Origin of the sequence: Rhodoferax sp. (assembly GCF_023701345.1) — a bacterium.
GTDB lineage: Bacteria > Pseudomonadota > Gammaproteobacteria > Burkholderiales > Burkholderiaceae_C > Rhodoferax.
The window spans coordinates 1-17,653 of record NZ_JAMPXE010000067.1 but is presented as its reverse complement, the minus strand read 5'-3'; the positions used below and the strand labels follow the sequence as shown (position 1 = coordinate 17,653).

At 56.5% G+C, this 17,653-nt stretch carries 29 protein-coding genes and 2 pseudogenes; 17 read left to right on the top strand and 14 right to left on the bottom strand.

The window, feature by feature from the left end; genetic code table 11:
• The 7 genes and pseudogenes from NDI87_RS10515 to NDI87_RS10485 all read left to right on the top strand — a co-directional run.
• Positions 1-125 (top strand): annotated as a pseudogene (locus NDI87_RS10515) (energy transducer TonB); the annotation flags it as partial.
• A 20-nt stretch (positions 126-145) separates the two neighbouring features.
• A complete protein-coding gene (gene aroE, locus NDI87_RS10510) occupies positions 146-982 on the top strand; it encodes a shikimate dehydrogenase (protein ID WP_296275163.1) in 837 nt (278 codons plus the stop codon).
• A 4-nt stretch (positions 983-986) separates the two neighbouring features.
• Positions 987-1,769 (top strand): transglycosylase domain-containing protein, encoded by a 783-nt coding sequence (locus tag NDI87_RS10505; protein WP_296275162.1) that lies wholly within the window; start codon positions 987-989, stop codon positions 1,767-1,769.
• On the top strand, positions 1,766-2,440 hold the full coding sequence (locus tag NDI87_RS10500) for a lysophospholipid acyltransferase family protein (protein ID WP_296275161.1): 675 nt from the start codon (positions 1,766-1,768) through the stop codon (positions 2,438-2,440). Before NDI87_RS10505 ends, NDI87_RS10500 begins: the two co-directional genes overlap by 4 nt.
• 9 nt (positions 2,441-2,449) lie before the next feature.
• Positions 2,450-3,439: a phosphatidate cytidylyltransferase gene (locus NDI87_RS10495; RefSeq protein ID WP_296275160.1), complete on the top strand. Its 990-nt coding sequence runs from the start codon at positions 2,450-2,452 to the stop codon at positions 3,437-3,439.
• Positions 3,436-3,984, top strand: coding sequence for a crossover junction endodeoxyribonuclease RuvC (ruvC, locus tag NDI87_RS10490; RefSeq protein ID WP_296275159.1), 549 nt, complete (start codon positions 3,436-3,438; stop codon positions 3,982-3,984). Before NDI87_RS10495 ends, ruvC begins: the two co-directional genes overlap by 4 nt.
• A gap of 142 nt (positions 3,985-4,126) precedes the next feature.
• Positions 4,127-5,272, top strand: coding sequence for a hypothetical protein (locus NDI87_RS10485; protein ID WP_296275158.1), 1,146 nt, complete (start codon positions 4,127-4,129; stop codon positions 5,270-5,272).
• Here NDI87_RS10485 and NDI87_RS10480 read toward each other — a convergent pair.
• Together NDI87_RS10480 and NDI87_RS10475 are read right to left on the bottom strand one after the other, a co-directional pair.
• The gene (locus NDI87_RS10480; RefSeq protein WP_296275157.1) at positions 5,269-5,580 is read right to left on the bottom strand and encodes a hypothetical protein; all 312 of its coding nucleotides are present in this window, start codon (positions 5,578-5,580) and stop codon (positions 5,269-5,271) included. The genes NDI87_RS10485 and NDI87_RS10480 overlap by 4 nt on opposite strands.
• Entirely contained in the window at positions 5,577-5,831 is a 255-nt protein-coding gene (locus NDI87_RS10475) for a hypothetical protein (RefSeq protein ID WP_296275156.1), read from the bottom strand. The genes NDI87_RS10480 and NDI87_RS10475 overlap by 4 nt, the downstream gene beginning before the upstream one ends.
• Before the next feature lie 27 nt (positions 5,832-5,858).
• On the opposite strand from NDI87_RS10475, the gene NDI87_RS10470 reads away from it, so the two are divergent.
• Both NDI87_RS10470 and NDI87_RS10465 read left to right on the top strand, forming a co-directional pair.
• Positions 5,859-6,473 carry a PIN domain-containing protein gene (locus tag NDI87_RS10470; protein ID WP_296275155.1) on the top strand — a complete coding sequence of 205 codons (615 nt, stop codon included), beginning with the start codon at positions 5,859-5,861 and terminating at the stop codon, positions 6,471-6,473.
• Complete coding sequence (locus NDI87_RS10465) at positions 6,470-6,709, top strand: YlcI/YnfO family protein (RefSeq protein WP_296275154.1); 240 nt, start codon at positions 6,470-6,472, stop codon at positions 6,707-6,709. Before NDI87_RS10470 ends, NDI87_RS10465 begins: the two co-directional genes overlap by 4 nt.
• A 13-nt stretch (positions 6,710-6,722) precedes the next feature.
• Here the strand turns inward: NDI87_RS10465 and NDI87_RS10460 are convergent.
• Positions 6,723-6,971 (bottom strand): annotated as a pseudogene (locus NDI87_RS10460) (hypothetical protein); the annotation flags it as partial.
• A 218-nt stretch (positions 6,972-7,189) separates the two neighbouring features.
• On the opposite strand from NDI87_RS10460, the gene NDI87_RS10455 reads away from it, so the two are divergent.
• Both NDI87_RS10455 and NDI87_RS10450 read left to right on the top strand, forming a co-directional pair.
• Positions 7,190-7,480, top strand: coding sequence for a type II toxin-antitoxin system Phd/YefM family antitoxin (locus NDI87_RS10455; protein ID WP_296275153.1), 291 nt, complete (start codon positions 7,190-7,192; stop codon positions 7,478-7,480).
• Positions 7,481-7,493: 13 nt separating this feature from the next.
• Entirely contained in the window at positions 7,494-7,889 is a 396-nt protein-coding gene (locus tag NDI87_RS10450) for a type II toxin-antitoxin system RelE/ParE family toxin (RefSeq protein WP_296275152.1), read from the top strand.
• Positions 7,890-8,040: 151 nt separating this feature from the next.
• On the opposite strand, the gene NDI87_RS10445 is transcribed toward NDI87_RS10450, so the two are convergent.
• From NDI87_RS10445 to NDI87_RS10425, 6 genes are all read right to left on the bottom strand, one after another.
• Positions 8,041-8,397 (bottom strand): type II toxin-antitoxin system RelE/ParE family toxin, encoded by a 357-nt coding sequence (locus tag NDI87_RS10445; RefSeq protein WP_296275151.1) that lies wholly within the window; start codon positions 8,395-8,397, stop codon positions 8,041-8,043.
• A complete protein-coding gene (locus NDI87_RS10440) occupies positions 8,387-8,605 on the bottom strand; it encodes a type II toxin-antitoxin system Phd/YefM family antitoxin (RefSeq protein ID WP_296275150.1) in 219 nt (72 codons plus the stop codon). The genes NDI87_RS10445 and NDI87_RS10440 overlap by 11 nt, the downstream gene beginning before the upstream one ends.
• A gap of 75 nt (positions 8,606-8,680) precedes the next feature.
• On the bottom strand, positions 8,681-9,862 hold the full coding sequence (locus NDI87_RS10435) for an ATP-binding protein (protein WP_296275149.1): 1,182 nt from the start codon (positions 9,860-9,862) through the stop codon (positions 8,681-8,683).
• 163 nt (positions 9,863-10,025) lie between these two features.
• Positions 10,026-10,175, bottom strand: coding sequence for a UPF0175 family protein (locus tag NDI87_RS17495; RefSeq protein ID WP_366028703.1), 150 nt, complete (start codon positions 10,173-10,175; stop codon positions 10,026-10,028).
• A 35-nt stretch (positions 10,176-10,210) separates the two neighbouring features.
• On the bottom strand, positions 10,211-10,522 hold the full coding sequence (locus NDI87_RS10430) for a HigA family addiction module antitoxin (RefSeq protein WP_296275148.1): 312 nt from the start codon (positions 10,520-10,522) through the stop codon (positions 10,211-10,213).
• Positions 10,523-10,545: 23 nt separating this feature from the next.
• Entirely contained in the window at positions 10,546-10,752 is a 207-nt protein-coding gene (locus NDI87_RS10425) for a type II toxin-antitoxin system RelE/ParE family toxin (protein WP_296275147.1), read from the bottom strand.
• Between NDI87_RS10425 and NDI87_RS10420 the strand changes: the two genes are divergently transcribed.
• Positions 10,752-10,958: an addiction module antidote protein gene (locus tag NDI87_RS10420; protein ID WP_296275164.1), complete on the top strand. Its 207-nt coding sequence runs from the start codon at positions 10,752-10,754 to the stop codon at positions 10,956-10,958. The genes NDI87_RS10425 and NDI87_RS10420 overlap by 1 nt on opposite strands.
• Positions 10,959-11,071: 113 nt before the next feature.
• Here the strand turns inward: NDI87_RS10420 and NDI87_RS10415 are convergent, their stop codons facing one another.
• Both NDI87_RS10415 and NDI87_RS10410 read right to left on the bottom strand, forming a co-directional pair.
• Positions 11,072-12,739, bottom strand: coding sequence for an O-antigen ligase family protein (locus NDI87_RS10415; RefSeq protein ID WP_296275146.1), 1,668 nt, complete (start codon positions 12,737-12,739; stop codon positions 11,072-11,074).
• A gap of 151 nt (positions 12,740-12,890) precedes the next feature.
• Positions 12,891-13,325 (bottom strand): pilin, encoded by a 435-nt coding sequence (locus NDI87_RS10410; protein WP_296275145.1) that lies wholly within the window; start codon positions 13,323-13,325, stop codon positions 12,891-12,893.
• Positions 13,326-13,801: 476 nt separating this feature from the next.
• On the opposite strand from NDI87_RS10410, the gene NDI87_RS10405 reads away from it, so the two are divergent.
• On the top strand, positions 13,802-14,071 hold the full coding sequence (locus NDI87_RS10405; RefSeq protein WP_296275144.1) for a DUF1902 domain-containing protein: 270 nt from the start codon (positions 13,802-13,804) through the stop codon (positions 14,069-14,071).
• Positions 14,072-14,157: 86 nt separating this feature from the next.
• On the opposite strand, the gene NDI87_RS10400 is transcribed toward NDI87_RS10405, so the two are convergent.
• From NDI87_RS10400 to NDI87_RS10390, 3 genes are all read right to left on the bottom strand, one after another.
• A complete protein-coding gene (locus NDI87_RS10400; RefSeq protein WP_296275143.1) occupies positions 14,158-15,102 on the bottom strand; it encodes a GSU2403 family nucleotidyltransferase fold protein in 945 nt (314 codons plus the stop codon).
• 349 nt (positions 15,103-15,451) lie between these two features.
• Positions 15,452-15,868, bottom strand: a complete 417-nt coding sequence (locus NDI87_RS10395) for a PIN domain-containing protein (protein ID WP_296275142.1) — start codon at positions 15,866-15,868, stop codon at positions 15,452-15,454.
• Positions 15,865-16,113, bottom strand: coding sequence for a hypothetical protein (locus tag NDI87_RS10390; RefSeq protein WP_296275141.1), 249 nt, complete (start codon positions 16,111-16,113; stop codon positions 15,865-15,867). Before NDI87_RS10390 ends, NDI87_RS10395 begins: the two co-directional genes overlap by 4 nt.
• Before the next feature lie 121 nt (positions 16,114-16,234).
• On the opposite strand from NDI87_RS10390, the gene NDI87_RS10385 reads away from it, so the two are divergent.
• From NDI87_RS10385 to NDI87_RS10370, 4 genes are all read left to right on the top strand, one after another.
• On the top strand, positions 16,235-16,459 hold the full coding sequence (locus NDI87_RS10385) for a DUF6364 family protein (RefSeq protein ID WP_296275140.1): 225 nt from the start codon (positions 16,235-16,237) through the stop codon (positions 16,457-16,459).
• 4 nt (positions 16,460-16,463) lie between these two features.
• Entirely contained in the window at positions 16,464-16,877 is a 414-nt protein-coding gene (locus tag NDI87_RS10380; RefSeq protein WP_296275139.1) for a PIN domain-containing protein, read from the top strand.
• Between the two features lie 130 nt (positions 16,878-17,007).
• Complete coding sequence (locus NDI87_RS10375; protein ID WP_296275138.1) at positions 17,008-17,268, top strand: type II toxin-antitoxin system VapB family antitoxin; 261 nt, start codon at positions 17,008-17,010, stop codon at positions 17,266-17,268.
• Between the two features lie 5 nt (positions 17,269-17,273).
• Positions 17,274-17,653 (top strand): TA system VapC family ribonuclease toxin (locus NDI87_RS10370; RefSeq protein ID WP_296275137.1); only part of this gene is annotated, 380 nt, incomplete at its 3' end.

Below are 17,653 nucleotides of genomic sequence, written 5' to 3'. Positions count from 1 at the left end.
ACAGCGCCGGGCCTTTTGGTAAATTCAGCCATGCCATGCGCTTGCAAGCCGACGAGATTGCCGTGGTGTCGCGCTTTAATTTCACACGAGAAGACACGCTGGAAACCAAAGTCAGCGCCAATTAACCCATCCTCCGAAGCCTCCAATGACCACTGACCTCTACTGCGTGATGGGCAACCCGATCTCCCACAGCCGCTCGCCCTGGATTCATGCCCGTTTTGCCGAACTCACCGGGCAGAAACTTCAGTACGACCGGCGCGAAATCCCGCTCGACCACTTTGATCGCAGCGTGCAGGCCTTCATCCGGGAAGGCGGGCTGGGTTGCAACATCACCGTGCCATTCAAGTTCGAGGCCGCCAAGATTGCCACCCACACCAGCGAACGCGGCTTGCTGGCGCAGGCCTCGAATATCTTGACCTTCAAGGACGGCCAGATCCTGGGAGACAACACCGATGGCATTGGCCTGGTGGTTGATATTGAACGCAACGCGGGCTTGCCGCTGAAGGGCTTGCGCCTGCTGCTGATTGGCGCCGGTGGCGCTGCCGCCGGCGTGCTGGGCCCGCTGCTGCAAGCCGGCCCGGCGCACATCAGCGTGGCCAACCGCACGCTACACAAGGCCACCGAGCTGGTGGCGCGCCATATGCCGCTGGCGGCCCAGCACCACACCGAACTTGAAGCGCATACCCTGCACGGACTGGGCGACCCCTTTGATGTGGTCATCAATGGCACCGCATCCAGCCTGAGCGGTGCCGCGGTGCCCGTGGCAGCCCGCGTGCTGAAGCCCGGCGCGCTGGCCTACGACATGATGTACGGCCCCGGCGCGCAGGGCTTCATGGACTGGGCACGCGCCCATGGCGCGCAGCCGCGCGACGGCCTGGGCATGCTGGTGGAACAAGCCGCCGAAGCCTTTTTGATCTGGCGCGGCGTGCGCCCGCCCTCGGCCCAGGTGCTGGCTGAATTGCACAAGGTCATTCAGGGATAAGCGCATGAAACCGTTTTGGCGCTGGTTCAGCCTGGTGGCAATGGCCATGCTGCTGCTGCAGCTGTTCTTTGTGGTGCGCATTGTCGCCATGCTGGTCATCGACCCGCAGTCCACCGCCTTTCAGCGCTCGGAAGCCTGGCGTGTGGCGACCCAGAAAGACGCCTTGCGCTGGCGTCAGCAATGGCTGCCTTACGACACCATATCCAACAACCTCAAGCGCGCGGTGATCGCCAGCGAAGACGACGGTTTTGCCAACCACGACGGAGTCGACTGGAACGCCCTGGAGAAAGCCTGGGAAAAAAACGCCAGGGCAGAAGAGCAGGCAGACAGGGCACAGGCCAGACTGGCGGCCAGAAACCCGCCCAAAGCGAACGCCAACCCCGCCAAAACGCCACCGGCCAGAGCGGTCAAGGCGCCCAAAGTGGTGGGCGGCTCCACCATCACCCAGCAGTTGGCAAAAAACCTGTTTTTGTCTGGCGAGCGCACGTTTCTGCGCAAAGGGCAGGAATTCGTCCTGACGCTGCTGCTCGAAGCCGTGCTCAGCAAGGAGCGCATTTTTGAGATCTACCTCAACAACGTCGAATGGGGCGAAGGCGTTTTTGGCGCCGAGGCCGCTGCCCAGCATTATTTTCGCAAGTCCGCCGCGAAGCTCAGCAGCTATGAAGCGGCCCGGCTGGCGGTGATGCTGCCGCGCCCCAAGTACTTTGAAAAACTGCCCAACTCCAGCTACGTGGCCGGGCGCGCCGCCCGCATTGCGCGCCGTCTGGACAATGCGGAGCTGCCATGAGTCCGGCGCCACGCCTCGTCGCAGCCTGGCGCAGCCGCGTGACGGCCTGGGCATCCCCGCTGGCGGCCAGCGGGGTCAGCCTGTTTTTGCTCGGGCTCATTCGTGTGCTCACCGGAGCCCAGGCGCGCTGGTGGGGCTGCCCGCCCAAAGCCGAGCAGCGCATTTATTTTGCCAACCACCAGAGCCACGCCGACCTGGTGATGATCTGGGCCGCCCTGCCCAAGGAATTGCGCCGCAACACCCGGGCCGTCGCGGCCCGCGAATACTGGACCAAATCCGCCTTCAAACGCTGGCTCACCACGGCCGTCTTCAACGTGATTTATGTCTCGCGCGAGCGCAACGCGCTGGAGGACCCGCTGGACCCGCTGGTGGAGGCGCTGGCCGCCGGCGACTCGCTGATTTTGTTCCCCGAAGGCACGCGCGGCCACTTCGACGAGCCGCAAGCCTTCAAGGCCGGGCTTTACAACCTGGCGCTCAAGTTCCCGCAGGTGGAACTCATTCCGGCCTGGATCGCCAATGTGCAGCGCGTCATGCCCAAGGGCGAAGTGGTGCCGGTGCCGGTGCTGTGCTCGGTCACCTTTGGCGCCCCCATGCAAGTGCGCCCCGGTGAAGACTGCCACACCTTTTTGCCACGCGCCCGCAGCGCGGTCATGGCGCTGCGCGACATCTGAGGCTTAGCCGTGTACCAAGCCCTGAAAAACCTCAGCCCGGCACAACAAGTGGGCGCCATGTTCGTGCTGGTGTTCGGCCTGCTGGTGCTGGCCTCGGTGAGCCTGTTTTTGCTGTCCATGCGCGAGCATGAAGACGTGCAGGCGCAGCAAACGCATAGCGAGCGCATGCAGGACTTGAGCAAGCTGCTGCGCACCAGCTGGGTGCTGATTTTTGTCTTCTGGGTGGCCTGGCTGGCGGGCGACATCACCCGCCTGGTGCTGTTTGCGCTGGGTTCCTTTTTTGCCCTGCGTGAGTTTTTAACGCTGTCGCCGACGCGCCAGGGCGACCACCGCAGCCTGGTGCTGGCATTTTTTGGCGTGCTGCCGCTGCAGTACTTTCTGGTGGGCACCGAGCACTTCAACCTGTTCACCGTGTTCATCCCGGTCTATGTGTTTGTGGCGCTGCCCGTGGCCAGCGCGCTGGCCAACGACCCGGTCCGTTTTCTGGAGCGCAACGCCAAGCTGCAGTGGGGCATCATGGTCTGCATTTACGGCATGAGCCATGTGCCGGCCCTGATGCTGCTGGATTTTCCGCATTACGACAAACAAAACGCTTTTCTGGTGTTGTTCCTGGTGCTGGTGGTGCAAAGCTGCATGGTCACGCAGCACCTGGTGGCCCGCTACAAACCCAAAACCCCGGTGGCGGCGCAGATCAGCCAAAGCTTCACCTGGCACAGCTGGGGCTGGGGCATGGCTGCGGGCAGCCTGCTGGGGACCGTGCTGGCGGGCATCACGCCTTTTGTGCCGGGCCAGGCCTTTGCCTTGTCGTTCGTCGCCTGCGCCGCCGGCTCGCTCGGGCACCTGGTGATGAAGGCGCTCAAGCGCGACCGCGGCATCCCGATCTGGCAGGGCCAAGGCAAGGGCGTGACCGGCGCCGGCGGCATGCTCGACCGCATCGACTCGCTGTGTTTTGCCGCGCCGGTGTTCTTTCATTCGGTGCGCTGGTACTTTGGCCTATGAGAATTCTCGGCATCGACCCCGGCCTGCGCACCACCGGTTTTGGCCTGGTGGACGTGGACGGCTCCGAGCTGAGCTATGTGGCCAGCGGCACCATCAGCACCACCCACCTCGACAAAGACCTGCTGCCCGAGCGGCTCAAGGTGCTGTTTGACGGCATCCGCGAAGTGGTGGCGCGCTACCAGCCCGACGCCTCGTCCATCGAGATTGTGTTTGTCAACGTCAACCCGCAATCCACGCTGCTGCTGGGGCAGGCGCGCGGCGCCGCCATTACCGCGCTGGTGTCGTCAGATTTGCCAGTGGCGCAATACACCGCCCTGCAAATGAAACAGGCGGTGGTGGGCTGGGGCCGCGCCAGCAAGGACCAGATTCAGGAAATGGTGAAACGCCTGCTCAAGCTGCCCAGCCTGCCCGGCCCCGACGCCGCCGACGCCCTGGGCCTGGCCATTACCCACGCCCACGCCCACAAGGCCATGGCCCGGCTGGCGCTGGCCGACGGCGTGATTGGCGCGGGCAAGGGGAAATACAAGGCGGGCAGGAGCCGGTGAGTTGGTGTTGAGCCCTAAATGGCCGTCGGCTTCTTCAATCGTGCGTAAGGAGAGACGCTCGAAAGAAGGTACTTATACTTGGTTATTTTTTGAGTTATAAGTTTTAATAGCCAAAATAAGTTCGCCTAACTGGAGCAATGACATGTCACACCAACCCTTCAAGTTTCATCGCCCCGAGTTAGCGCGTGGGTACTGCGAAGCCCTACAAGGCACGGGCATCATGGATGCGCGCTCGGGCTTATTCCTGGCCGCGCCTCGCCGAACTGGCAAAAGCACTTTCTTGCGTGAAGACCTCCTGCCCGCTCTGGACAAATTGGGCTGGACGACTGTTTATGTCGATCTGTGGACCGAGAAGGAGACATCTCCGGCAATTCTTATTGCTCGGGAGGTGCGCAAATCCTTGTTCAAGTTTTCCGGTGCCATCACAAAACTGGCCAAGGCCGCAGGACTTGAACGAGTCACAGTTTTCGGGGCTCTGAGCCTGAGCATGGCCTCGCTATCTTTGCCGGAAAACGTGTCCCTGGCGGATGCATTGGAAGCTTTGGTCGAGGCATCGGGCAAGCCGGTCGTGCTCATCGTCGATGAGGCCCAGCATGCGCTCAATTCAAAAGAAGGCATGGACGCCATGTTTGGCTTGAAGGCAGCTCGGGACAGGTTAAACCAGGGTGCCGGGGGACAACGGCTATTCTTGGTATTTACCGGCTCTAATCAGGACAAGCTGACCCAATTGGTCCTGAAGCGCAATCAACCATTTTTTGGTTGTCGCATTACAAAGTTCCCCAAACTTGGGAAGGAGTTTTCTGATGCCTATACCGATGACATTAACCTGAAACTTGCCGCCACCAATCAATTCAACAAAGACGATGTTTTTGAAGCCTTTAAATTGGTCGGACACCGACCGGAATTGCTGCGGGGCATCATTGCTGACTTGGCGCTTGACGGCGCAGCCGAGAATCTTGCGGCTGAACTGAAGGCAGAGGCGTCCTCCTTTCGGGAGCACGTCTGGGGTGCCATGGAAAGTGAGTTTGCCGCGCTATCGCCGGCACAACGGGCCGTCCTGGAGCGCATGCTGCAGACCGGGGCCAAGTACGCCCCGTTCACCGAGGATTCCTTGAAGGCCTATTCCGCTCTGGCCGGCCAGGAAATAGATGCAGCGGCCGCGCAAGGCGCACTGAAAGGCTTGCGCGACAAGAACCTTGTTTGGCAAGCAGCCTACGGTGACTATGCCTTGGAGGACGAGAGCATGGTCACTTGGTACCAGCACCGCACCAAAGACAAAAGTCTTTAATGACGATGTGGCGCCAGATGGTAAACCGCGTCATGGTCACCCACATTCACCGGGATGATCTGCTGGTCTTGAATCAACAGCTCCAACGTGATGCGATAAGACAGATTGATGGACACCGAATGCAGTCCTTCAAATTTGCCGCGCAAGGCGTGCAAGCGCAGCGAGGGATGCATTGGGTTGGCCTCCAGCAATTGCAAGGTTTTCAGGTAGGTCTGGCGCAATTCAGGGTGCTGCTTCAAAAACCGCGCCGCCCGGCGGTTGTATTGCTCGGTAAAGACCAGCGCAAACGGCAGTTTGGGCAAATTCACAGCGCGTCCAGCCGCGCCAAGTGGGCTTCGGGCGACTCTTGCACCGCGCGACCCGCCGCCAGGTCAGCTCGGGTTTGCGCCAGCGCGGCGTCCAGCTCGCATTCCCGCAGGTAATGGTAGTGCGCGATGTCCATCACCACGAACTTGTCTTTGCCACGCACCGAAACCATGGCCTCGGGCGCGCTGCTGAGCGCGAATTCAATGGCGGATATGCCTTTGGTTTTAAGATCGTTGGCGCTGAGTCGAGACATGCAGGGCTCCTGAATAGTGGAAATTAGATGCTTTTAATCGTACCATTTAAAGCATTATTCACAAAGCGACAGAAGCTGTCAATGCAGGACTGCGATCAAGCCTGTTGCCCTCCGCGGCACAAAAAGTCAGTGGTCATCAACAACTTCAACCTCACAAGGCCCCTCAACGGTGTATTATTTGGTTATGCATGTGCAACCAAAAATATTACTCCATTCATCGTGCGAATAGTACTTGACACCTCTATCCTGGTCGCTGCGGCGCGATCACGCAATGGCGCCAGTTTTCAACTGGTTTCAATGTTACCCACGCCCCGCTTTGACTTTGCACTGACCATCGCGCTTTACACAGAGTGGCAGGCTGTCTTGACACGACCAGAGCACATGCCACCTGGGGTGACAGTTGCCACGGCACTTGGCTATTTGCGTTACTTGGCATCACTGGCGCACTTGCAAGACGTGCACTTTTTGTGGCGACCTTTTTTGCATGACCCCGACGACGACATGGTGCTGGAGTGTGCCGCAGCATCGGGCAGTCAATACATCGTCACCCACAATGTCAAAGACTTTCGACGCGTATCAGAACTGAAGGTGCAGGCCATCAAACCTGCTGATTTTTTGACTCTATTGAGGAACCAACCATGACCGCACTGACCATTCGCTTACCGAACTCTGTTCATCAAAAAATCAAAGAATTGGCCGCCCGTGATGACGTTTCGGTAAACCAATTCATCGCAAGCGCAGCGTCTGAGAAGATGGCATCCGTTTTGACGCTCGACTACCTCAAGTCGGAAGCCCAAAAGGGTAAACGAAATGACTTTGAAAATTACCTGAGCATGGTGCCGGATGTGCTTGCGCAATCGGGAGACGAGCAGGTGTAAGCATTGAATCGTTTCATATTGAAATTCCGGAGTCTGAATCCGAGATTTCAATGAAATCATTCATGACGTGTTTGACCAAAACAAAATCAAATTTTATTTTTGGCAGCATGTATCTGTAGCGCCAATTTTTCAAGCTTGCGCTGACGCCTTCGTTGAACACCTCCCTGGCTTGAAAGGGCGTCAGTTCAAGCTGTGCCACCCGCCCTGCCAGACTTTCACTCGACTGTTGCAGCAAGACACCCGAAGCAGACCCCAGCAAAAGAAATTGCCCGGCAGGCGCTGCACCTCATCCAGGTGTTGGATTAATTGCATGGTTTGATGGTGTGCCGTCCGCATTGGAAGTCGGTTTTGAAGTGCCTGCACCATCTGGCCTGATTCGGCGGGCTTGCATTAACAGCCTTCTTCTTTCCTATTTAAGTTTCAAACAAGCGCTTATACTGTACAGATATCTGCACACGGTGTGCAGCACAGGAGGCTGTCATGGGAATTTCCGTACGCGACGTCATTCCACTCTCACACGCCCGCGCCAATTTTTCCGAGCTGGCCGAGGAAGTCAAGGCGGGTGCAGAAAAAATTGTGACAAAGAACGGCGAAAGTTTTATCGCACTCATCGACTCGGACCGGCTGGACTATTACCACCGGCTGGAACGCGAGCGCATTCACCTTCTGCTGGTCAACGAAGTGTCCAGGGGTCTGGACGACGTTGCGGCGGGTCGGATCAAGGAAGCCGGCAGTGCCATCCAGTCAATCAAGCGTCGGCGTAGCGCCTGACCGCAGACGGTAATTGCCCGTGGCCAAGCAATTTGTCGTCAAATTAACGGCCAATTTTGAGCAAAATCTGGCTGACATTGAACGTTTTTTGACCGAGGTGGATGCCCCTCAAGCCTACGATGGCCTGCTGGACGAACTGCTTGACACGCTCATCCCCAACCTGGAGCGATTTCCAGGCATGGGGCGGCCCTTTATGAACAGACCGGTCGGCTCAGTCGAGGCCACGAACGCGTTGGCTGCTCTGCGTGTCAAATTAGAGGCGTTGATGGGTCAATCCGATGGACTAAGGGAATACGTCATGGATCACTATCTGGTGCTGTACGCACTGATTGACGGAAACATTTATCTGCTATCGATCAAACACCATCGCCAACTCTCTTTCGATTTTGACGCCCATTGGGGGCCATAGTTTTTTCAAGTTCCGGACGTCGTATTTGACGCATCCTCGTTTGCCGTACCGAGACAGCAAGGGCACTCCCCAATGGCCACATCGCCCTGCCGTGGCAAACTTTCCCGCCATGGCAGGGCGCACGCCTGGCCGTGTGAACTGACCCACAGGATCAGTGGCGTTTGAGAGGGGCTTTTGCAAGTTCGCGAACCATCTCGGCAATGCGCGCCACGGCGGACTGGTATACGGCGCCATCTTCTCGCTTGTCAACAGCCATCACCATCACCATAAGAATGTCATCCTGAACGCCGTAAACCAGTCGAAAACCTTGCTTCCTGAGTTTGATTTTGTAGTGTCCTGCCAGGGCACCATGCAACTCACCGCCTGGCACATGCGGGTTGTCCAGCCGCTTTTTCAGGAGTTTTCTCAGCGTTTCCTTGACGGACCCGTCAAGCGCCTGCCATTCGGCCCATGCACTTGGAACGAACTGCAAGCGATATTTATGTTGGGGAGCCATCTCAGATGGCATCGATGTCAACTTCAATGGCGCGTGATCGTTCGTCCATGCGCGAAAGCACTGTTCGGTGCAGATCCAGGTCTTCCAACTCTTCCAGCAGGGCTTCAAAAAGGGAGGGTTCGATCATGTAGAAGGCGGCCTTGTTGTGGTTCAAGACCGCAACCGGCCTGCTTTTGGCATCGCGCAACACCGCAGCTGGATTCTTTTTGAATTCAGACATGCTGATGGTCATATCAGAATAAATCGCTTCCATAAAACAACTCCAAAATAAGGTCTAATTATAGCGCCAATTTTTTCAAGCTTGCATGGCGATGAGCTGTGCAGCTTCAAGAGGGCTCATCACTTCGATTCCCTCTTTCATGGGGTAGGACTGCCCGACCGGGGCTACCAGCAACTTACGCGATGCGCTCAAGTCATTTGCCGCCGTGGAGAAGCCTTTTGATACGCTGGGTGCAGAGGACCGTTTGATTTCAATCACCCAGGTCTGGCTGTTTCTAAACTCCAAAACCAGATCAACTTCTGCGCCATTACTGGTCCTGTAAAAGCTGGCCTGCGCACTGGGTGCCGCGTTAATGAGTTGCTCAACGACAAAACCCTCCCAACTGGACCCGGCCACCGGGTGGCTTAGAAGCGCGTCAAGATCTTGCAATCCAAGCAGGGCATGAACGAGTCCGCTGTCGCGCACATACACTTTTGGGGAGCGAACCAGTCGTTTGCCCACGTTGCCGCTCCATGCCGGAAGTCGCCGCACCAGCATCAAATCGGAAAGAAGGTCTATATAGCGGCCGACCGTTTGACCGCTGATGGCCAGTGCCGAGGCGAGCCTGGCTTGATCGAGTAACTCACCTTGGTTATGGGCCAGCATGGTCCACAAGCGGCGCAGGGTGGTGGCCGGAATCCTCGGTCCAAGTGCCGGAATATCCTTTTCCAAATAAGTCGTGATGAAGACCTCGCGCCAGGTGAGACTGGCGGCGTCATTACCGGCCAGCCATGCCAGCGGGAATCCGCCGCGCACCCACAAGGCATTCAAGTCAGCTGCGCTGACGCCTTCGTTGAACACCTCCCTGGCTTGAAAGGGCGTCAGTTCCAGCTGTGCCACCCGCCCGGCCAGACTTTCACTCGACTGTTGCAGCAAGACACCCGAAGCAGACCCCAGCAAAAGAAATTGCCCGGCGGCCTCACCATGGCGACGGCGTTGATCGATAACGCCCCGCAAGATACTAAAAATCCCCGGCAGGCGCTGCACCTCATCCAGGATCACCAACTGATTGGGATGCGCCGCAAAGAAAGCTTCCGGGTCATCGAGCTGCCTTTGCGCAGAGGGGAGCTCAAGATCCAGGTAAACGACATCGGGGTGAATGGCTTTTTGGGCGAAGGCAAGCGTGGTTTTGCCTACCTGGCGCGGTCCGAGTAATGCGACTGCCGGAAACTGGGCTAGCAGCTCGTTTAACCGTTGATGGATGATTCGCTGAAACATCCATGCATTCTATCCATTGAGTGGATTAATTGCATGATTTTAGAATGACTGCACTCTTCCACCACGGACGTTGTTACGAACACTTCACCAAAAATTGAGGGCAATAGGTGCAGCAATTGAACGCTGCTGAGCGAAATGAACGGCGTGGTGTTTGAAAAAACCATCACAGCAAAGCCGTTTCGCGCACAAAATCATCGTCAGAGTTATCCAGCATCTTTGCACCAGACTGCATAGCCTGCAACAAAAAATGCACCCTCGGCATGCCGCACCAGCGAGCCGCCATGCCAGATGACAACTTGCCATCACGAAACAAGGCGGGGCGGAGCCGGTAGCCTGATCAGCCATGGATCAAGCCAAAGCAGCCAGCGCCAAAGGTTCAATTTCGGCTTCAATTTGTTGGGCCTTATCGCGCTCAGCGAGTTTGAGGTCATACATTTGCTGCAGATTCAGCCACGACTGCGCGTCACCACCAAAATAACGAGCCAGACGCAAGGCAGTGTCAGGCGTCACGCCGCGCCGCTCCAGCACGATGTCATTGATCCGTCCGGCAGGCACATGCAGTGCCTTTGACAGCGCATTGGCAGTCATGCCCAGTGGCTTCAAATAGTCTTCACGCAGGAACTCACCCGGGTGTATCGCACGCATGCCGTTTTTAATCATGTTGCCCTCCGCGGCACAAAAAGTCAGTGGTAATCAACAATTTCAACATCACAAGGCCCATCTTCAGTCCAAACGAAGCAAACGCGCCACTGCTGATTAATGCGAATGCTGTACTGCCCCTCACGATCACGCGTCAGTCGTTCAAGATGGTCATCCTCGTTTGCCGTACCGAGACAGAAAGGGCACTCCCCAATGGCCACATCGCCCTGCCGTGGCACGCCTTCCCGCAATGGCTGCGCGAACGCCTGGCACCCACACGCTGGGTGTGATCGCTCGTGCGCGCGGCATGACGCAGCTGGCCAACGAGACAGGCCTTGGGCGCGAAAGCCTGTACAAAGCCCTCTCAGGCGAAGGCAACCCCAGTTTCGCCACCATCTTGAAGGTCATCAAGGCGCTGGGCCTGAAACTGGGTGCCGCACCGGTGGCGCATGCCTGATTGCAGCGACAGCGTATCCGCCTGCCAAAAAAGCCATGGCCCGGCTGGCGCTGGCATCGGGGAATACAAGGCGGACAAGGCGGGGCGGCGCCGGTGAAAGGGCGAGTCAATTGCTAGTCTGCCGTTTTCACCGGCCAGGGAATCGCTGCTATTTCAGGATGCTTGAGCGATTGCTTTGCCCAAATACCCTTGGCTGCGCGGCACTCCGACTCCGTGACCACTTTGCACAGCCGTTGCAACCACAAACGGGCTTCATCCGGGCGTTGGTTCAACGCCAGAAATGATGCATATTTATGCAAGAACAAGGCCCCGGAAAACAATTCAGGCATGTTGCGTAGCGCATCCAGTTCGGCCTGGTTGAGGCCGGCTTTGGGTTCATGCCGGGCAAACGCAACAAAGTCATGCCATTGCGTCAACAACAACACGTCTGGCGGACCGATGGAGGCCACTTTGATGCGGGACCATTCATAGTTCAGGTTTTCATAGCTGGGCTCAACCCGCGAATAATCCCGAACCAGGAGTACCAAAAGCGTCGTCGCGGCCAACCAAAGGAGCGCCGCCGCCCATCGCGCCACGTATAAGGCCGGGCGCGCACCCATTCGGGTATTGAGCATGCCCATCACAAGTCCCGCTGGCAATAAAAAATAGGCATAGTACAAAGGCAACTCCAGCATGGCGTGGTTCGCCACCACGAGCAAAAACAGCAGCAGCACGGCATTTTCTGCCGACTGCACCGCGCGAAAGCACCGCCAAACCCACACGACCAAGCTGGCAGACACCAGCAGACCCAATGGAATGCCGCACCACAGGATCAGGTCGAGAAACAGATTGTGCGCATATAAAAAAACACCGTGCAATGACGGATGCTCAGTGGCCACGGCCAATTGCGCCATCGCCGTCTGGTTCCAGCCGTAGCCGAACCAGGGTCGCTGCCAGGCGGCGTCCAGAAAAACAGTCCATGCCAGCGGACGCAGTTCGCTGCTCATGCGGACAACATCAGCCGGAACGGCTCCGTCCAAAGCACGCCACCAGCCCTGGACCACAATGCACAAGACAAAATAGCAACCTAGGCCAGTGGCAACCCAAGGCAGGCGCGCGCTGCGCCACAAGGAACGCCACCACCAGCTGGCAACGACCAATAAGGCCACGCCGATCCAGGCCGTCCGGGAGCCGGTCAAGGCAATGCCAAATAACAAAAAGGCGACCAACAAAATGGCCACCCCGCCGCTGATCCGTCCCCTCGTCAACCCCCAGGCAGCAGCCAGCACACCCCATAGCAACAAAGTGGCCAGTTGATTCGGTTGGCCAATATTGGCGCTGGGTCGCTCCGTTCCGCCTCTCAGCCGCCATAGTTCCAACCCATCGACTTGCAACCACTGTTGCAACTGCAGACCGACCAACACCACCGCCGCGACGCCGATTGCCAGAAACAGGGCGTCACCAAGTTGCCCCGGGTTGATAGCTTCCCATTTCGCACCCAACAGCAAGGCCAGAAAAAGGCCCAGCAAGAAGGCGCACGATATCCAGGCCACGCCTGGCTGGAAAATCAACCCAAGGCCATATTGCAGCCATGGCATGCCAATCAACAACGCCACCCCTAAGGTGATGCGGTGCAACGCCATGGAACCCCGCGAGCGCCAGATCAGGGCGGCCAATGCCAACAACAAAACGGCGGCAATCCAGGCCTCCGAATGAAAAGCGATCCAGGGCCGGTAGTGATTCGGCAACAACCAGCCTAAAGCCAATGTGGCGGCCCAAAGTGCCAGCCAAAAGGGTGTCATGACGGACCGGTCATTTGTCATTCGTTTATGTCATTCAAAAAAATCTTCATAAAAAAAGCACCCTCACGGGTGCTTTTTTACTTTCCACTATCTGCCAACTTGGCGCAGTTACCAAGTTGCGCTCAAGCGTTCGTGTCAAGAATCAGGGTTTTTATTGTTTCGGCATGTATTTTGCATCTACAGTACCACCAATTGTCCATTTCATGCCACCGTCGCCACAAGCTCCTGTGTAAACGATGGTATCACCGGCATCTACTGCAGCCCCGATTGCTTTCAGCACAATCGTCACGGTACCTGCCGTATTGGAGCTACCTGCAGCAGTGACTGATGTGACATAGGTTCCGTTATATTCTGTGGCAGCAGGAAGGCCCATTGATGCATTGGTGGCAGTCGCCAAGGTTAGCTCACTGCATGCCTGGGCAAGGGCTGTGCGGGCGGGCGCGGAAACACCTGCGGCTTCCGACACTTTGGCCTTCACCGTGTAATCCTGATACGCCGGCAGTGCCACAGCAGCCAAAATACCAATGATCGCCACAACGATCATCAACTCAATCAGGGTAAAACCCTTTTGCATAGAACGTTTCATATTTACTCCTTCAGGTTAAAAAAACTGTCAGCGGAACACGCTCACAAAGCCAGCACATTGCGTGCCAGTGCGGCTGAGCCTTAAACAAGCTGATTCAGACTCAATTTGAGGGGAGCCAGTCCTAAAAAATGACACATTGTGTAATCCGAACCCAAATCATTGACATTTTTGTCACCCGCTCCGCCGCGTGGCTTGTGACGAAGCCATGGCCGGTGTTCGGTTCCTCCATCCGTTTTCCCCAAAGGCGCCTGCGCCGCGCCGTGGCCTGCAAGTCGTCTTTCTGACCTTGCCCCTGGAATCCGTATCCCATAGCCCACAGAACTACAGTTTTGATCCAACCGACCCGGCTTCCATAGCCTGCGGCTCAAGCCACAGACGTACCCTTTTGATTGTGTAGACTTTGGAATGCGGATAGACCCAAACCAGTCACCCATGTAGCGGTTGACCATTTTTAACAACCCTAGTAGGAAAATCATATGTACCGAGTTGGCTTCCCTGGGTGGAAGATTGCCGCCCGGATTGGTGTTCCCATTCTTGTGAAAATTGATGTTATCCACGATAAAGAGGCAAAAGTCTTCGTGGCTACCAGTCGTGACCTTCCTGGACTTGTTGTTGAGACAACGGCTATGGAGAAGCTCTTCCCCGAGGTCTACGACTGCGTCAACATGCTCTTGGAGGAGCAATTGAAAACCGCACCAAGAAGCAAGCCTGTTGCGGCCTGGGATGGAGATTTCTGCTCCGCATGAAGGGGTACTACTGAATTGTGATTCGAAGTACACAGCGAATGCAATTATGAAACAGGCAAAGATCAATCACCATTTTTAGGCCGGGCCTACCCGTGGAATTGCGGCATATAGCCGTCAATCAGGGCTTGTACCAAGGTGGCCTGCAAGTCGTCTTTAGGCCGTTTTTTGGGGTCACGGCTGGCGGATTGGGCCAGTCTTTTTTTCAGCGCGACAAACAGGCTTGGCGACATCGTATCCATCACGGCCATGTGCCCCGTTTCCGAAACGACGACCTGGCTGAATCGTCTGGACCCCAGCATTTTGTTGCCGTCGCTGATTTGCACAGCCCAAAGATCGTCCTCAAAATCGCTCATCTTGAATGGGTGTGGGTCTGCATCGATTGCCATTCTGCGAATGACAGCGATCTCAAAACCAGTCGCGTTGATCGCCGTTTGTTTTTGGTCATGCATGACCCGAAATGTGGGGTCTGCTTTTTGCAGTGCACCGATGAAGGAGGTGTCCATTTTCTTCATTTTTGACACGAACGAGAGTCTTTTCCGGCTGTCAAACAGCAGGTCAATGTCCTGCGTCGCTAACGCATCGGGCATCAATCGAACACCGCAGGCTGATTCATACGCATAAAGAGCATGCGTTCCAATGGTTAAGAAATGATCGTGCAGACCGGCATCACGAAGGGCATTGAGTGTCTTGATCACAATCGTTGGCACGCGGCCTACGCGCAGGGCCTTGTTCATCCGTTGCTGGCTTTGCACCGCAGCAGACAGCGACGTCAGTCTTTGCGTTAGTGCCTCTTTTTTGGCTTGGAATTTTTCAAAAATCAATTCGGTTTTGGCATTTTTAGGCCCGAGTGATTTTTGTCCTCCACCCGACGACTCTCTGATGAGATAGCTGGTGCCGGATATGTTGCGCCAAAACATGGATCCGCGCGTTTCCTTTTGTTCATCCCGAACCCGCAAAAACTCCAGAAAAACGGTTTCGGCATCGATGTACTGGCGGGTTTGAATTGGCTGAAGTTCTATGATTTGACTCATTTTTCAGGTCTTTTATGCAAAAACAGCATTTTGCCCTGAAATCGTGGTGAATGTGGCCGGGTGGCAATGAAAAGGCCGACGGCTGCCGGGTTGGATTAAACCCTGAATGCCTCAACTTTGAGGCCCGCAAAGAGGGTGAAATCTGAAACATTGCGGGTCAGCAACGCATGTCCGTAATGGCAAGAAAAACTCCAGAACTGGAATGAGAGAAAGCAGGTGCTCCACAAAGGCAGCCCGTTGCGCCTTGCGCTCGGGCGTGTTGGCACGCTGTATGTCCAGTTTTGTGATTTCACGCTCAAAAAGAAGCGTTAATTGGGGTCCAATTATTTTGAAGACACAAGCGCCGTGTCTACGACGGCATCAATACTGGAATCACCTTGCGCCCATGGCGGCGGTACACCGTAAAGTCACGGTCCAATGTGACGACCCGGCAGGGGTCATACAGCTCGGACATGCGCACCAGGCAGGCATCTGCCAAAGAGGCTGGAACGTTGTCGTATCTGTCAAACAAGGCGCGCACCGTGCCGACCTGCTCAGCCAATGACATGGCGACACGCACCACGCCTCGCTCCACAAGCGCCAGTGCGCGCGATGGATCGAACCCGGCACGGGCCAGCAGGAAGCAGGTCTCTGCCACCACGGCTTCACAGGTCAAAAACGGCGCCGGGTATTGCGCAAACTGCGTCTTGGCCCAGGCATGGTGGTGGTCACCGCTGCAATGCAAGGCAACCCAAGGGCCGGTGTCAAGGATCAGGTGGCTACTCATACACTGCCAAATCCGTTCAGATGCTCGGGGTTGGTTGATAGATCGGTTGGCCCGCCGCTAAAGCATCCCACCAGATCACCCGCCTGGTCCAGTGCAGAAACAAACGGCACTGCGCTTTGGCCCCGGGCAAGGAAGACCTGAAGTGCCTGGCGCACCAGCTCGGATTTACTGATGTGTGCTTGCTTGCTCAGACGGATCAAGTCCTGCTCCAGCGTTTCCGGGATTTTGATGGTCAAAGTATTCATGCCTGGATAATACTGCGTGCCAGTTGGTATGACAATCGACGTGGGTATATAGGCATGCAGGGGTTTGACGAGTTCAGACTTTATACACATAATACGTGCACACGATTCACACAGAAACACCATGAACATCACACTTTCGGTTGACGAGCAAGTCGCGGCCCGGGCGCGCGAGGCGGCCAAGAAGCTGGGCAAGAGTCTCAATCAGGTGGTGCGCGACTATCTGGAGCAGTTGGCAGGCAGCGCCCGCCGCAGTCAAAGCTGGGAACAGTTTGAGCAGCGCTGTTTGCAGTCGCACGCGCGCTTGGGCGGTTGGCAGTTCAATCGTGATGAAGCCAACGAGCGCTAAGCCGATGGCAGCAAGGAGTTTTATCGACACCAATGTGTTGATCTATGCCGAGGCCAGCGATGCGCCGGCCAAGCAGCGCGCGGCGCTGGCGCTGCTGAAACAGCTTTTTGAGAGTACCACCGGCGTTTTGTCAACGCAGGTGCTGCAGGAGTATTGCAACGTTGCGCTTAAAAGGCTCAAGCTGCCCGCCCAGCACATTCGCGCGCAACTTGACTTGTATGAGCAGTTTGAAGTGGTTCAGGTCACGCCAGCTGTGATTCGTGCCGGGTTGGACCTGCACCAGACACGCAGTGTGGCTTTTTATGATGCCCTCATCATGGCCAGCGCCCAGCTGGCAGGTTGCAGCGTGCTGTTCAGCGAGAACATGAATGCGGGCGAAACCATGGCCGGTGTTCGCATCATCAATCCGTTTGCCTGAAGAGGCCAGACTCGAATTATTTTCGCCGCGCAGTTGCATGCCGTGTTGCCAAGAGCAGGCGGCATGGCCCCAAGACATGACTTCAGTTATAGGCTACAGTACACCCATATATATTGATATGGGTGCCCATATGAAAACCACGATTGAAATTTCAGACGCCCTTTTCGCTACAGCAAAAGATGTTGCGCGCAGTCGCCAGACCAGCCTGCGGGCCTTGGTTGAAGAGGGTTTGCGTCGTATTTTGAGTGAGACTTCGAATCAGCCTAAGCCTGCATTCAAGCTCAAAGATGCCCGCGTTCATGGTCAAGAGGTGTTGCTGCCCAACCCCCGGGACTGGCAGCAACTGGAAGAAGACCATGTTCTTTCACGCAACATCCCGGGCGTGCCATGATCGCCATGGATACCAACGTATTGGTCTATGCGCATCGCGCCGAGTCGAGTTTTCATGCGCGGGCCTTTGACTTCATCAAGCTATGGGCAGAAGGCAACAAGCCTTGGGCTATTCCGGTAAGCTGCTTGCACGAGTTTTTGGCGATCGTTACCAACCCAAAGATTTTTCGCCCAGCCAGCACGTATGAGCAAGCGCTGGCGCAGGTGGATGCCTGGCTGGCGTCGCCAGCGGTGCGTATTCTTCACAGCGGCACACAGCATTGGCAAATTTTGTCGGAACTGACGCACAAAGCGAAGCTTCAGGGAGGACAGTTTCATGACGCGCGCATCGCCGCCCTTTGCCTTGAAAACGGGGTATCTACCCTGTACAGCGCAGACAGGGACTT

Bases quoted from the DNA above. Each gene is read 5' to 3' on its own strand.
- NDI87_RS10475 (WP_296275156.1), bottom strand. From the start codon at position 5,831: ATGTCTCGACTCAGCGCCAACGATCTTAAAACCAAAGGCATATCCGCC.
- NDI87_RS10505 (WP_296275162.1), top strand. From the start codon at position 987: ATGAAACCGTTTTGGCGCTGGTTCAGCCTGGTGGCAATGGCCATGCTG.
- aroE (WP_296275163.1), top strand. From the start codon at position 146: ATGACCACTGACCTCTACTGCGTGATGGGCAACCCGATCTCCCACAGC.
- NDI87_RS10375 (WP_296275138.1), top strand. From the start codon at position 17,008: ATGAAAACCACGATTGAAATTTCAGACGCCCTTTTCGCTACAGCAAAA.
- NDI87_RS10445 (WP_296275151.1), bottom strand. From the start codon at position 8,397: ATGCCATCTGAGATGGCTCCCCAACATAAATATCGCTTGCAGTTCGTT.
- ruvC (WP_296275159.1), top strand. From the start codon at position 3,436: ATGAGAATTCTCGGCATCGACCCCGGCCTGCGCACCACCGGTTTTGGC.
- NDI87_RS10405 (WP_296275144.1), top strand. From the start codon at position 13,802: ATGTACCGAGTTGGCTTCCCTGGGTGGAAGATTGCCGCCCGGATTGGT.
- NDI87_RS10415 (WP_296275146.1), bottom strand. From the start codon at position 12,739: ATGACACCCTTTTGGCTGGCACTTTGGGCCGCCACATTGGCTTTAGGC.
- NDI87_RS10500 (WP_296275161.1), top strand. From the start codon at position 1,766: ATGAGTCCGGCGCCACGCCTCGTCGCAGCCTGGCGCAGCCGCGTGACG.
- NDI87_RS10455 (WP_296275153.1), top strand. From the start codon at position 7,190: ATGGGAATTTCCGTACGCGACGTCATTCCACTCTCACACGCCCGCGCC.
- NDI87_RS10395 (WP_296275142.1), bottom strand. From the start codon at position 15,868: ATGAGTAGCCACCTGATCCTTGACACCGGCCCTTGGGTTGCCTTGCAT.
- NDI87_RS10465 (WP_296275154.1), top strand. From the start codon at position 6,470: ATGACCGCACTGACCATTCGCTTACCGAACTCTGTTCATCAAAAAATC.
- NDI87_RS10380 (WP_296275139.1), top strand. From the start codon at position 16,464: ATGGCAGCAAGGAGTTTTATCGACACCAATGTGTTGATCTATGCCGAG.
- NDI87_RS10440 (WP_296275150.1), bottom strand. From the start codon at position 8,605: ATGTCTGAATTCAAAAAGAATCCAGCTGCGGTGTTGCGCGATGCCAAA.
- NDI87_RS10420 (WP_296275164.1), top strand. From the start codon at position 10,752: ATGGCTGCGCGAACGCCTGGCACCCACACGCTGGGTGTGATCGCTCGT.
- NDI87_RS10485 (WP_296275158.1), top strand. From the start codon at position 4,127: ATGTCACACCAACCCTTCAAGTTTCATCGCCCCGAGTTAGCGCGTGGG.
- NDI87_RS10385 (WP_296275140.1), top strand. From the start codon at position 16,235: ATGAACATCACACTTTCGGTTGACGAGCAAGTCGCGGCCCGGGCGCGC.
- NDI87_RS10410 (WP_296275145.1), bottom strand. From the start codon at position 13,325: ATGAAACGTTCTATGCAAAAGGGTTTTACCCTGATTGAGTTGATGATC.
- NDI87_RS10430 (WP_296275148.1), bottom strand. From the start codon at position 10,522: ATGATTAAAAACGGCATGCGTGCGATACACCCGGGTGAGTTCCTGCGT.
- NDI87_RS10435 (WP_296275149.1), bottom strand. From the start codon at position 9,862: ATGTTTCAGCGAATCATCCATCAACGGTTAAACGAGCTGCTAGCCCAG.
- NDI87_RS10400 (WP_296275143.1), bottom strand. From the start codon at position 15,102: ATGAGTCAAATCATAGAACTTCAGCCAATTCAAACCCGCCAGTACATC.
- NDI87_RS10470 (WP_296275155.1), top strand. From the start codon at position 5,859: ATGCTTTTAATCGTACCATTTAAAGCATTATTCACAAAGCGACAGAAG.
- NDI87_RS10390 (WP_296275141.1), bottom strand. From the start codon at position 16,113: ATGAATACTTTGACCATCAAAATCCCGGAAACGCTGGAGCAGGACTTG.